Annotated in this window: 11 protein-coding genes; 8 read left to right on the top strand and 3 right to left on the bottom strand. The window is 68.8% G+C overall.

Features of this window, described 5'->3' with window-relative positions:
- Positions 1-196: 196 nt before the first annotated feature.
- Positions 197-949, bottom strand: coding sequence for an extensin-like domain-containing protein (locus OCL97_RS22035; protein ID WP_377371842.1), 753 nt, complete (start codon positions 947-949; stop codon positions 197-199).
- A gap of 119 nt (positions 950-1,068) precedes the next feature.
- On the opposite strand from OCL97_RS22035, the gene OCL97_RS22030 reads away from it, so the two are divergent.
- From OCL97_RS22030 to OCL97_RS22005, 6 genes are all read left to right on the top strand, one after another.
- Positions 1,069-2,544, top strand: coding sequence for a M20 family peptidase (locus OCL97_RS22030; protein ID WP_377371840.1), 1,476 nt, complete (start codon positions 1,069-1,071; stop codon positions 2,542-2,544).
- 198 nt (positions 2,545-2,742) lie between these two features.
- Positions 2,743-3,351, top strand: a complete 609-nt coding sequence (locus tag OCL97_RS22025; RefSeq protein WP_304782925.1) for an ATP-dependent Clp protease proteolytic subunit — start codon at positions 2,743-2,745, stop codon at positions 3,349-3,351.
- A gap of 1 nt (position 3,352) precedes the next feature.
- Entirely contained in the window at positions 3,353-4,954 is a 1,602-nt protein-coding gene (locus OCL97_RS22020; RefSeq protein ID WP_377371839.1) for an alpha-amylase family glycosyl hydrolase, read from the top strand.
- A 17-nt stretch (positions 4,955-4,971) separates the two neighbouring features.
- Entirely contained in the window at positions 4,972-6,078 is a 1,107-nt protein-coding gene (locus OCL97_RS22015) for an aromatic ring-hydroxylating oxygenase subunit alpha (RefSeq protein WP_305761144.1), read from the top strand.
- A 53-nt stretch (positions 6,079-6,131) separates the two neighbouring features.
- On the top strand, positions 6,132-7,364 hold the full coding sequence (locus tag OCL97_RS22010; protein ID WP_377371838.1) for a hypothetical protein: 1,233 nt from the start codon (positions 6,132-6,134) through the stop codon (positions 7,362-7,364).
- Positions 7,361-8,656, top strand: a complete 1,296-nt coding sequence (locus tag OCL97_RS22005) for a DUF2272 domain-containing protein (RefSeq protein WP_377371837.1) — start codon at positions 7,361-7,363, stop codon at positions 8,654-8,656. Before OCL97_RS22010 ends, OCL97_RS22005 begins: the two co-directional genes overlap by 4 nt.
- A 9-nt stretch (positions 8,657-8,665) precedes the next feature.
- On the opposite strand, the gene OCL97_RS22000 is transcribed toward OCL97_RS22005, so the two are convergent.
- Together OCL97_RS22000 and OCL97_RS21995 are read right to left on the bottom strand one after the other, a co-directional pair.
- The gene (locus OCL97_RS22000) at positions 8,666-9,676 is read right to left on the bottom strand and encodes a hypothetical protein (RefSeq protein ID WP_377371836.1); all 1,011 of its coding nucleotides are present in this window, start codon (positions 9,674-9,676) and stop codon (positions 8,666-8,668) included.
- 93 nt (positions 9,677-9,769) lie between these two features.
- Positions 9,770-10,879, bottom strand: coding sequence for a L,D-transpeptidase family protein (locus OCL97_RS21995; RefSeq protein ID WP_377371835.1), 1,110 nt, complete (start codon positions 10,877-10,879; stop codon positions 9,770-9,772).
- A gap of 38 nt (positions 10,880-10,917) precedes the next feature.
- Here OCL97_RS21995 and OCL97_RS21990 point away from each other — a divergent pair, with 38 nt between their 5' ends.
- A complete protein-coding gene (locus OCL97_RS21990; RefSeq protein ID WP_377371834.1) occupies positions 10,918-11,784 on the top strand; it encodes a D-alanyl-D-alanine carboxypeptidase family protein in 867 nt (288 codons plus the stop codon).
- 169 nt (positions 11,785-11,953) lie between these two features.
- The gene (locus OCL97_RS21985; protein ID WP_377371833.1) at positions 11,954-12,739 is read left to right on the top strand and encodes an alpha/beta fold hydrolase; all 786 of its coding nucleotides are present in this window, start codon (positions 11,954-11,956) and stop codon (positions 12,737-12,739) included.
- Positions 12,740-12,953: the final 214 nt, after the last annotated feature.

The raw sequence follows: 12,953 nt of genomic DNA, 5'->3' as shown, positions 1-12,953 counted from the left end.
CCAAACACCAAGGAGACATCTGCAGAATCCGCTTCGACCTAAGATTTCGACTCCAACGCCATATGCGATTCCCCTGCATTCATGGGGGAGGAAGGATGGCCACGACTCCGATTCGGGCCCGGTTCGTTCACCCTCGGTTCCGTCTGTTAACCATGGTGAATTTTGCGTTAATTCCGCGTTTGTTCCGTCCGCGGCCTTAGCTGCAGAGCGCCTCTCCGCCCATGTCGAGGTGGAAGTGGTTGGCGTGGGCGGCGTTGTAGTCGGGGGACAGGACGGTGGTGAACACCCGGCAGCCCTCGTCGCGGACCCGGCGCAGGAAGCGGCCCTTGGGGCCCGGATCGTTCCAGTCCTTCAGCACACTGATGGTTTCGCCGTTGGCCAGCCGGAAGCCGGCGACATCCAGGGCGTTGGCGCTGGCGTGCTCGCTGACGCGGCTGGTGGGCAGGCCGTAGATGTTGCGGCAGGCATAGGAGCCGTAGTTGTCTATGGCGGTGACCGCCTCCCCCAGCACCTCGAAGGCGGCGGGCTGGACCACCTGGCGCTCCCAGATGGAGACCGCGAGGGTCTCCTTGCAGGTCATGGAGACGTCGGCGGGGCGCAGGGGCGCCATGCCGCCGGTGATCCGCAGGGCGCCGCGAACCTGGCAAGTTCCGTCGGCGGAGGTTTCCTCCACTTCCCGGAAGCTGAGACCGCCCTGGGCGAGGACCGCGCGGCAGGCGGCGGCGTCCTCGCCGGTGCGGGCCGCCTTGGCCTTGGTGGCCACGCCGATGGGGTCGATGACGCTGAGGGTCTTCCAGGGCAGATGCTGGACCGGAATGGACCGCTCGGCCAGCAGGGCCATGATACCGACGATGCCCCAGATCAGGACCAGGCCCACGACCCGTGCGATGATGGTCTGGTGGCGGGCGTGTTTTTCGATGTGGGGATGACGGGGGGCGCGGTAAGCCATGGGGGACTAACGGTGAAGCTTCCTCATGGTTTCCTTTGGCGCGCGATTAGCAGTCTAGCACAGCCCTTTCCTGACCTTGCGAGAACAGCCTAGGGTCCACGATCATTTGGGGTGGGACGATGAAAACGGCGGCGAAGATCGGCCTGGGCCTGGGCGGGACAGCTGTCCTGCTGGCGGGCGTGATCGCGGTGCGGACGGCGACCTTCAAGGCGCCTGCGGCGGCGGACCTCTCCGGCGTCAAGCTCGCGCCAGCGGTGGCCGTAGACCGGGCCCTGGCCGCCCAGCACCTGTCTCAAGCCATCCAGATCCGAACCATCAGCCACCAGGACCGGGCCGATGACCAGCCCGCCGAATGGGACCGGCTGCACACCTGGCTCACCGCCACCTATCCCGCCGCCCACGCCGCCATGGGCCGCGAGGTCGTGGCCGGCCACACCCTGATCTACACCTGGAAAGGCTCCGACCCGGCGCTCGCCCCCATCGTGCTGATGGCGCACCAGGACGTGGTGCCGGTGACCCCGGGCACCGAGGCCGACTGGAAGCATCCGCCGTTCGGCGGGGTGATCGCCGACGGCGCCGTCTGGGGCCGGGGCGCCATCGACGACAAGGGCTCCCTGGTGACCCTGTTCGAAGGGGCCGAGATCCTGGCCAGGCATGGCTTCAAGCCCCGGCGCACGGTGATGATCGTCTCCGGCCATGACGAGGAGGTGCGCGGCGAGGGTGCGCGCGCCGCGGCGGCCTGGATGAAGGCCAAGGGCATCCGCGCCGAGTTCGTGCTGGACGAGGGCCAGGCGGTGATCTCCGACAACCCGATCACCGGCGGCCCGGTGGTGCTGATCGGCCTGGCCGAGAAGGGCTATGGCACCTTGAAGGTGACCGCCCGCGCGCCCGGCGGCCACTCCTCCTCCCCGCCCAAGGACGGCGGCGGGGTGGTGACGCTCTCCAAGGCGGTGACCGCCATCGCCGAGAACCCCTTCCCGATGAAGTTCTCCGGGCCCGGCGCGGCCATGCTGGCCAGCCTGGCGCCCGACGGCCCGCCGGCCATCCGCATGGCGGTGGCCAACAGCTGGCTGTTCTCGCCCCTGATCGTGGCCCAGACCGCCGCGACGCCCGCAGGCGCGGCCCTGCTGCACACCACCATCGCGCCGACCATGCTGAAGGGCAGCCCCAAGGAGAATGTGCTGCCGCAGGACGCCACGGCCTGGATCAACTATCGGATCGCGCCGGGCGACACCTCGGCCGATGTGATGGCCAAGGCCAAGGCCGCCGTGGGCGACCTGCCCGTGGACCTGACCTGGGTGAAGACGCCGGACGAGCCGTCGCCGGTGTCCTCCACCAGTTCGCTGGGCTGGAAGACCATCGCGGCGGTGGCGGGGGACCTCGCAAAGGCGCCCGTGGCGCCCGGCCTGGTGACCGCCGGCACCGACAGCCGCTACCTCGGTCCAGTGGCCAAGGACGTCTATCGCTTCCAGCCGATGACCTTCTCGCTGGCGGGAACGACGATGATCCACGGCACCAACGAGCACCTGTCCCTGGCCAACCTGGAGCAGTGCGTGCAGTTCTACGCCCGCCTGATCGCCACGGCGGCCCGGTAGGGGGAAGACGAGGAACCACGAACCTCACGAACAGGCAGCGTCGTTCGTGAGGTTCGTGGTCGACCTCTTTAGGCCTCACCGTGACGACACGTCCGGCGGTTTCACCCAATTAAACAGCCGATCTTAACCCTGCACACCTTGCGATCCGCTGCGGCGCAACGCACGTTCCGTCCAACTTGAGACCTGGAGACTTTTCGAATGCGCAATTGGCGGTTGGACGAAGACGAAGAGGGCGACAGCGCCCGCAAGCCCGACATGCCGATGACGGCCGGCCCAGTGCAGAACGGGCTCTACAAGTCCCGCACCGTGCTGATCTTTGGTGAGATCGACATGCGTTTGGCCGAGCGGGTCACGGCCCAACTGCTGGCCCTGTCCAACGACAGCGACGCCGACATCCGGGTGATCGTCAATTCCCCCGGCGGCCACGTCGAGAGCGGCGACACCATCCACGACATGATCACCTTCTGCGGTCCCAAGGTGAAGATGATCGGCACCGGCTGGGTCGCCAGCGCCGGCGCCCACATCTATCTGGGCGCGCCCAAGGAAAACCGGCTGTGCCTGCCCAACACCCGCTTCCTGCTGCACCAGCCCTCGGGCGGGGTGCGCGGCCAGGCCTCGGACATCGAGATCGAGGCCGAGGAGATCGTGAAGATGCGCGAGCGGGTCAACCGCATGATCGCGCGCGAGACCGGCCAGTCCTACGAGAAGGTGGTCAAGGACACGATCCGGAACTTCTGGATGGGGGCCGAGGCCGCCAAGGAATACGGCATCGTCTCGCGGATCATCAGCCGCGCCGACGAGGCCTAGGGTGTCGGCCGCGCCCTGGTGGAAGGGCGCGGTCGTCTACCACATCTATGTCCGGAGCTTCTTTGACTCCGACGGCGACGGGCACGGCGACCTCGCGGGTGTCGCGGCCAAGCTGGACTACATCAAGGACCTGGGGGTCGACGCCATCTGGCTCTCCCCAGTCCACCCCTCGCCCAACCGCGACTGGGGATATGACGTCTCCGATTTCGAGGGCGTTCATCCCGACTACGGATCGATGGCCGACCTCGAGGCCCTGGTGGAGGCCGCCCACGGGCGCGGCCTGAAGGTGATGCTGGACGAGGTGCTGTCCCATACCTCCGACGAGCACGCCTGGTTCGCCGCCAGCCGCGACGGCGGGCCCGATGGCGAGAAGGCCAGCTGGTACGTCTGGGCCGACCCGGCGGCCGATGGCACCGCGCCCAACAACTGGCTGTCGGTGTTCGGCGGCCCGGCCTGGGCCTACCAGCCCGCGCGCCGGCAGCACTATCACCACAAGTTCCTGCGCCAGCAGCCCAAGCTGAACTGGCGCAATACCGACGCCAAGGAGGCCGCCATCAGCGTGCTGGACTTCTGGCTGGCCAAGGGGATCGACGGCTTCCGCCTGGATGTGGCCGGCACCTTCCTGCACGACGACGGCCTGACCGATAACCCCGCGGTGCCGGCGCCGCAGCGGACCCGCCACCACTGGGCCCATGCCAGCGAGATGCAGGTTCACCTGAACGATAGCAACCTGCCCGAGAACATCCCGCTGCTGGACGAGATCCGCACGCGCGTCGACAGCCACGGCGACCGGTTCGTGTTCGGGGAGTTCTCCGAGGAGGAGGAGCGGTGCGGCGCCTATTGCACCCCAGAGGACGGGCTGCATTCGGCCTACACCTTCGTGCTGCTGCATGCGCGAAAGCTCAATCCGCAGATCTTCCGCGACCATTTCGAGACCCTGGCGCGGCATCCGGGGCACTGGCCCTGCATCTCCTTCTGCAACCACGACATCATGCGCACCGCCACCCGGTTCGGCGGCGGGGAGCAGGTCGCGCGGCTGATGCTGGCGCTCCTGCTGTCGCTGAAGGGGACGACGCTGCTGTATCAGGGCGAGGAACTGGGTTTGCCGCAGGCCCAGAGCCTGACCCGGACCGAGATCCGCGATCCGGTGGGCGACCTCTACTGGCCGATCTCCAAGGGCCGCGACGGCTCGCGCACGCCGATGCCCTGGGCGCCGGGGGAGCACCTCGGCTTCTCCAGCGCCAAGCCCTGGCTGCCCAGCGCGCCCGAGCACCGCGACCTGACGGTGGCGGCCCAGGCGGCGGACCCGAACTCTGTGTTGGCGTTCTCCAAGGCGCTGATCGCTTTGCGCAAGGCTTCGCCGGCCCTGACACGGGGCGAGATCGAGATGCTGCCGGCGGCGGGCCAGGTGCTGGCCTTCACGCGGACGCAGGGGGATGAGCAGGTGCTCTGCCTGTTCAACATGGGCGCCGAACCCGCCGTCTTCGAGCAGGCCGGTCTGGCCGACGACCTCGTCTCATTGCCGGGTTTGATCCAGGCCAAGGCGGCGCGCGGATGGGTCGAGTTGGCTCCCTACGGCGTGGCCTTCATACGACGGCCCTGAACCGCTACAAGGACCCCATGGCCGACGGTGACACCAAGTCCGCAAAAGCCCCCGCCGCCGAGGCTCGGTTCGGGCGCGGGTTCCTGGGCGATATCTGGTATTTCGCGGCGCTCTCCAGCGACCTGAAGCCGGGCAAGCTGCAGCGCTACGAGCTGCTGGGCGAGCCGGTGCTGCTGTACCGGGACCGCAAGGGCTGCGTGCACGCCATGAAGGACATCTGTCCGCACCGGGCCGCGCCGCTGTCGGCGGGGACCCTGACCACCGAGGCCGACGGCCGCGAGGTGGTGGCCTGTCCCTATCACGGCTGGCGGTTCGGGGGCGACGGCGCCTGTACGGCGATCCCGTCCCTGGTGGCCGAGCAGGCGATGGACGTCAGCCGCATCCGGGTGCGCCACTATCCCGCAGCCGAGAGCCAGGGCCTGGTCTTCGTCTGGGTCAGCTCCGATCCGCGCTTCGACGGGGAACCCAGCGAGCCGCCGCCGGTGTTCGAGGGCGTGGTCGGCGGCGCGCCCAAGCTGGTGGACCGCATGGTGTTCGACGCCCATATCGACCACGCCGTGGTGGGGCTGATGGACCCCGCTCATGGTCCCTATGTGCACCAGCAGTGGTGGTGGCGCTCGGCCAAGAGCCAGCACGACAAGGCCAAGAAGTTCGAGCCCCGCGAGGCCGGCTTCGCCATGGTCCGCCATGAGCCGTCCAAGAACAGCCGCGCCTATGTGGTGCTGGGCGGCGAGCCGCTGACCGAGATCACCTTCCGGATTCCCGGCCTGCGCTGGGAGCATGTCACGGTCGGCAAGCGGCAGGTGCTGTCGCTGACCTGCCTGACCCCGGTCAACGAGACCCAGACCAGGATCACCCAGATCGTCTGGTCCGATCACCCGGCCTTCCTGTTCCTCAAGCCCTTCGTGGCCTGGGGCGCGCGGATCTTCCTGCGCCAGGATGGGGACATGGTGAACCTGCAGAACGAGGGCCTGCGCTATGACCCTTCGCTGCTGTGGATCGACGACGCCGACCGCCAGGCCAAGTGGTACCAGCAGCTGAAGCGCGAATGGACCGCCAGCCGCAAGGAAGGCCGCCCATTCCGCAATCCGGTGGAGGCCGCCGTCCTGAAATGGCGAAGCTGAACCGTTGACCTAACAGCGTTCGCGCGCGACGCTCTACCCTAGAGGGAGGAGCTATGGCGTGGGGCCGCTCCGCACATCTGATCATCGGCTTGACCGCCTGGCTGGCCTGCGCCGCGCCGGCCGCCGCCGGCGTTCTGGTCCGCGCGCCCTCCTATGTGAACCTCAGCGCCCAGGCACGAACCTGGCGGTTAACGGACTCAAGTTGGGGGTTTATCAGCCCGCTTTCGACCGCCGTGGCGAGCGAGCTGGAGACGTGCAAGAAGGTCGACCCGGCGATCGCCGCGCCCCTGCAGATGTCCCCCAACCGGCTGGACAAGGCTTCGGCGGACGCGCTTGCGGCCCTGCGCACCTGCCGCAAGCGCTGGTTCGAGAAATCGACCCCGGTGGGCGCGGCCGACGAGAAGCTGTGGGTCAAGCTCATGAGCCGGCCCCCGCCCTCCACCCTGGATCGGGCCAAGGTGATCGCCTTCGGCGCCGCGCCGCTGACGCCGGACTATGACCGCACCCTGTGGGACTGGGACCGGGGCTCGGGCTTCACCAGCGCCGATCCGGCGGCGATCTTCAGCTGGGGCCCCTACAAGTCGACGGCCGGCCATGGTTGCACCTTCCAGCGGGTGCTGTCGGCCCTGACCGCCAGCCCGGTCACCGGCCCCATGGTGCGCGAGGCCTTCGCCGAGGAAGGCCCGCTGCTGGACCAGCTGGTGGACCAGTCCAGGCCCGAGTGGTGCGCCGGCGCGGCGGTGATCCTCAAGCCGGTGTTCGACGATTCCGAGCGCCGCGAAAATTTCCGCATCATCTTCGCCAAGCTGGCGGGGCGCCCCGAGATCCGCGCCGGCTATGACGGCTATTTCCTGGGGCCGACCGGCTATCTGGGCCGCCGGATCGCCCGCCACTACGACCTCTATGCGCGGGCGGGCCTGACGCCGACCAGGATGGACTTCGCCTATTTCCTGGACCGGTCGCTGGACTATCCGCCGCTCAGCGAGGCCCAGATCGCCGACCTCTCGGCCACGGTCCGCGCCGGACGCATGACCAACTGGCAGGCGCGGCGGTTGATCGCCAATGTCACGCCCTTTTCCTCGCCCGGCGCGCGCAGCTATCAGCTCGGACGGGACGCGGTCTATTTCGTCGACGCGCTGGGCCAGGAAGGCCTGGACGACACCGAGCGCGCCTCGTGGATCAGGAACAGCCGGCTCAAGGCCAGCGACGTGGGCCTGACCGAGGAGCCCTACGCCCCGCCGTGCGACGTGGTCTTCCTACCCGGCTGCCCGGGAGGCCAGCCATGAGGTCCCTGCTGCTCGGCGGCGCCCTGGCCACGTGCGTGGTCGCCGCCCCGCCTCCCGCTCGTGCGGCGGGCTATGTCATCGACCGCGCCGAGCTGAAGGCCGCCTGCACCTCGGCCGCCGCCCGGCCGCCGCCTCCCATCGGCGCCGAGATCGCGCGGGTGGCCACCGACCAGTGGGCCAAGTTCGGCTACGGCCGGGTCAAGGAGACGGCCGCCGACGCGGTGATCGAGAAACAGGGGGACGGCGCCCTGGCCGGGTCGCTGTCCTGGGACGCCGTCTGGCAGTTCTGGGCCTTCACCGGCTACGACAACATGCTGACCTTCCCCTACGAGGTCGTGATCAAGGGCGGCAATCCGCAAATCCTGAAGGCCAACAGCAAGGCCAATATCGAGGCCGCCTCCGCCAAGTTCGGGGCGGGCACCCCACCGGCGCGGGCCATCGCCGGGGCCATCAAGCGCTCGTCCACCTCGTCCCTGCCCTGGTCGGCGGTTTTCGTCTCGTCGGTGATGAAGCGCGCCGGCTTGACCAGCGACCAGTTCCGCCCCGCCGCCGCCCATGCGGGCTACATCCAGGCCGCCGTCGACGGCTACGGGTTCAGGCGGAACGCCTATGCCTACCTGGCCTGCGACCCGAGCTGGGTCGAGCCGCGGGTCGGGGACGTGGTCTGCTACTCCCGCAATGCGAGCCCGGTGCGGTCCTTCACCCAGGTCCTGGCCGGGGTCGAGCGGGCCTCATCCAGCCGCGGCGCCTATTCCTACGAGAGCCACTGCGACGTCGTCAGCCAGGTGGCGCGCGCGCCCAAGCACGTGGTCCACACCATCGGCGGCAATGTCGGCGATACGGTCACCAAGACCGAGCGGGCCCTGGCTGGCGGTCCGATCACCACCGGGCGGCCCATGGCCTGGATCGCGGTTCTGGTGTTGAAACCCGACCCGTCGGTGGCGCAGCCTGCCCCGCCGCCGCCGCCACCACCACCACCACCAGCGCCTGCTCCACCAAGTCCGCCGCCCCCGCCCGTTCCTCCGGCGCCGGAACCCGGGCCGGCGCCACCCGCGCCGACTCCGGAGCCGACACCTCCGCCGTCCCCTGCGCCCGCGCCGGAGCCAGCCCCGCCACCGGAGCCCGAGCCCGCACCCGTTCCACTGCCGCCGCCTGAACCCGCGCCTCCACCGGAGCCCACGCCCATAGCGGCGCCCACGCCGGAGCCGACGCCCGTCGCGGAGCCTGCGGTTCCGGACGCACCGGACGCGCCGGCGCAGGAGGTGGATGAATCGGCGCCGTCGCCGGCCTAGCCGCCCGGGTCAGGCCACCTGGCGCGGGGCGGCCTCGGGGGTGGGGTCGGTGAGCCGCAGGTCGTCGATGCGGATGGGGGCGAAACCGCGCGAGGCGTCCCAGTCCAGGCGCCCGCCCAGGGCGGTAATGCAGGAGACGGGCTCAAGCCGGGTGAGGTCCATGCGCGACAGGGCCGCGTGGGGCAGGCGCACGTAGAGCACCGGGTGCTGTTCGTATTCGCCGGTGCGGCCCGGCAGGTGGCAGCGGGTCACCACCTCGACGGAGTCGCCGCCCACCACCGCCAGCACCTCGGTCCCGATGCGCAGGGTGATGGAGCAGACATTGGAGATGTGCATCTCCTGGATGTTGGCCATGGGCATGGCGGCGTAGCCGGCCCGCTCATTGTCGACGGCGATGATCGCCTCGTCGGGAATGGCGTCCAGTTCCAGGGCGTCCAGATAGACGATGATCCGCCCGGACGAGGGCATGGCGATGGCGAACCCCTCGAGGGCCGGGGTGATGGCCTCCAGGTCGAGGTTGATCCTCAGGGTCTGTTCGATGGCGCCCAAATCCAAGGCCAGCACGCTGGAGGCCAGGTTGACGTCGAGATTGTGCGCCTCGGCGGCGCGCTTGCCGCGGTTATAGAGATCGGCGTCCTCCTTGGCGGCGGTCAGCACCGCCTCGGTCAGAGCCCGGCGCCTATCGGCGCCCAAACCAAACAGGGCGTCGATCAGGCCCGGCTCGTAACGGGCCAGCTTCTTGCGGGCGATCTGTTCCTTGGTGTGGGTGCGCGGCGCTGGCTCCACCAGACCCTGGGAGGCGATCGTGTTCCAGTCCTTGCGGGCGTACTTGATGCAGTGAGCGCGGGTGAGGTTTTCGACCAGCTTGTCGTACTTGGCCGCGTTCGCCACCGTGGTGTCGGGCTTCTTGGCGCGGGCCGCCGGACGCTCCTTGCGCTCCCGGTCCCGCAGGGTGCGCTTCGTCGCCCGGTCGATCCGGTTCATCGTCGCGATCACGGTCTTCGCTGCTTGCCCTGACATGCGCCACTCCGAGACTCTTAGTCGCACCCATTCTGGGTATTCTCTGAGTAACCTTGGTTTCTGACTGACCGGTTAAAATGGCCAGCTCGTTGATCACGCTGTCGTTTTTCCCGCTTTGGTTTCAGAGCCTATAAACACCACCGCGGCGCCCTTTTTGACGGCGGCGCCCAGTTCGCTGGCGTCCCAGTTGGTGAGCCGCACGCAGCCGTGACTGGCGGTCTTGCCGATCAGGACAGGGTCGGGTCCGCCGTGGATGCCGTAGGTGTCCTTGGTGAGGTCGATCCACATGGAGCCCACCGGATTGTTGGGGCCGGCGGCGATGGTGAACTTGCCCTTCTTGCCGTCGCCAAAGGTCAGCCGCTTGGGGTCGTAGATCCAGGTGGGGTTGGGGGCGATGGTCCGCACCGCCCACTCGCCGGAAGGGGCGGGCCGCTCGGTGGACCCCACGGAGGCCGGATAGACCGCCAGCAGGACATTCCCCTCGCCATAGGCGCGGACCTCGCGCTCGGCCTTGTCCACCTCGATGCGGGTGACGGCGGCGTCCAGCTTGTCGACGCCGGGCGCCGCGACGACGATGGTGGTCCCGGCGACGGCGAAATCGACCTCGGGGTTCAGGGCCTTGAGCAGACGCTCGTCCATATGGAAGCGCTCAGCGAACATCTCGGCCGGACTGGCGAAGCCGAGCTTCTCCAGCTTGGCCTGGTCCTCGCTCTTGGCGGGGATCTTCACGAACGGGCCCTCGACGTCGTCGGCGGTGATCACATAGTCCTGGGTCACCGGAGTGGCGCCGGCGGTCAACGCGTTCCAGGTGGCCTCATCCAGTTCGCCGGACGCGGTCAGGTTCCTGGCGCCCTGGAAGGCCGAGACGGCCTGGCGCATGTTCTCACCCTTGGCGCCGTCGATGACGCCCGGCGAGAAGTGAGCGCGGTCGAGCAGGACCTGGGCGCGGACCAGGGCCGCCTTCAGGGCGACCGCGTCCTTCACCGTGGCGGCCGGCAGGACGGCGGCGTCGATGGCCTTGCCCTGTTCCGAGGTCGAGCCCGTGACCGGGGACGGCACGGCCAGCGGCTGGCTGGCGATGTCTTGCAGCGCCGGCGCAGCTTGCGCGTTGACTGCCGGGGGGGCGGTCTTGCCGCCCGGAGGCGGCTCCGAGCAGGCGGCCAGCGCGACCGTGAGGACAAGGATCGATGCAGACCAGTTCATCAGTGGACCTCCGCCATAAGCCGCGCACAATGGGCGTCGTGACCAGGAAGCCCTCAAGCTTTGGACGGTTCCGGCGGATGGCCGGGGCGATGGTGGCCGGCGCCGTCATGCTGGGTGGAGCGACGGCCAGCGCCCAGACCTCGCCCTCGGCCTGCACGGTGGCCACCTTCGAGCCCCCGGCGCGGATCAACGCCTCGTCCCTGCGCAGCCTCTCCTGGGCGCCCTTCCGCCGTGACGAGGTGGGCTGGGAGACCTATGCCCCGCTGATCCAGCGCGAACTGGGAACGCTCTGCGCCCCCGACACCTCGCGGTTCTCGCAACTGTTGGCCGGCTTCCAGAAACGCTTCCGCCTGAGGGGCACCGGGGAGATGGATGCGGCGACCTTCAACGTCTTCAAGGGCGTCTGGCAGGAGCGGCGGCCCTTCGTGATGGTCAATCAGCATGGGTTCTGTCCGCCGACGCCGGCGTTCACGGCCCTGGACCTCGCCGCGCCGGCCGAGAGCTACGGCGGCAAGACCATTGCGCTGCGGTCCGGGGCGCTGGACGCCTATCGCCGGATGGTGGCGGCGGCCAAGCGCGTCCCGGCCATCGCCAAGGACAGCCGGAGTCTGACCATCTTCTCCGGCTACCGCGATCCGGACGCCGACGCGGTCCGCTGCGTGACCGACGGCAATTGCGACGGCGTCGTCAGGGCGACCTGCTCGCCGCATCGCACCGGCCTGGCCCTGGACCTCTATGTCGGCCAGGCGCCGGGCTATGGGCCCGATTCCAGCGCCGACCCGAACCGGCTGCATATGAGCAACACCCCGACCTATCGCTGGATGCTGGCCAACGCCCATCGATTCGGCTTCGTGAACTATCCCTTCGAGCCCTGGCACTGGGAGTGGATCGGCCAGGCTCCATAGAGCGATAGAGCGTGACAGCCGAAAGTGGCCGCCGGTTTCGGCGCCCGTCACCCTCTACATTTTAGTGGGAGCCCTTCTGATCGCTTCAAATGGCCATTTGAAGCGGAACGGCTCCAGGTAAGATGGGCGCGACCCGGCCGCAGAGCCGCGCTGCACACGGAAACGCTCCATGCCGACCTTCACCTCCGACGGCCTGACCCTGGCCTATGATGACAACGTCCCGCCCGGCGGCGGGGAACGCACCATCGTCCTGGTCCATGGCTTCTCGTCCAATCGGAACGAAGGGTGGAAGCGAACGGGCTGGTACACGGCCTTTGACCGCCGCCGCATCCGCTGCATCGCCCTGGACCAGCGCGGTCACGGCGAGAGCGCCAAGCCCCACGAGCCCGACGCCTACACCCGCGACAAGCTCGCCTCCGACGTCATCGCCCTGCTTGATCACCTGGGCCTGAACCGGGTCGATCTATTCGGCTATTCCATGGGCTCGCGCACGGCGCTGGCCACGGCGCTCAAGGCCCCGGACCGTATCTCGAACCTGATGCTGGGCGGGGTCGGCGGCACACTGATCGGCGAGCGCGCCCTGCCCGGCGGCAATCCAATGGCCGAGGCCATGCTCGCCGAGGACCCCGAGACCATCACCCAGCCGATGCTGAAGAGTTTCCGCCAGTTCGCCGACGAGCAGGGGGAGGACCGCCAGGCGCTGGCCGCCATGACCGGCGCCCAGAACCCCGCCTTCGACCGCGACGCCATGGCCACCCTGCCCATGCCGGTCCTGGTGGTGGCGGGCCAGGGCGACACCGGGGCCGGCGATCCCGCCGACCTGGCGGCTGTCTTCCCTCACGCCCACTCGATCACCGTTCCCGGCTGCGACCACTTCTCGGCCATTCCCCACGCCCTGACCAAGGCGGCGGTGTTCGACTTCCTGGATGGGGAGTTGGACTACCCGAGCCGGTAAATCCTCCCCAGCGCGCCAGCGCGATGTGGTGGACGGCGAAGCCGGCTGCCGGAGGGGGATCACGTAGTCGACAACTCTCCGACCCTAAAACAAGGGTCAAAGTCCCCCTCAGGCGCTTCGCGCCATCTCCCCCAGAGGGGCAGGGCTATCGCATATGACCGAGCATTGAGAAGAGGAAGGCGTCATCCCATCCGGCCCGCTTGATTTTGGTCTT

This window comes from Phenylobacterium ferrooxidans, from assembly GCF_042714595.1.
Classification (GTDB): domain Bacteria; phylum Pseudomonadota; class Alphaproteobacteria; order Caulobacterales; family Caulobacteraceae; genus Phenylobacterium; species Phenylobacterium ferrooxidans.
The sequence above is the reverse complement of the archived record's forward strand: the minus strand, read 5'-3'. Positions and strand labels throughout refer to the sequence as shown.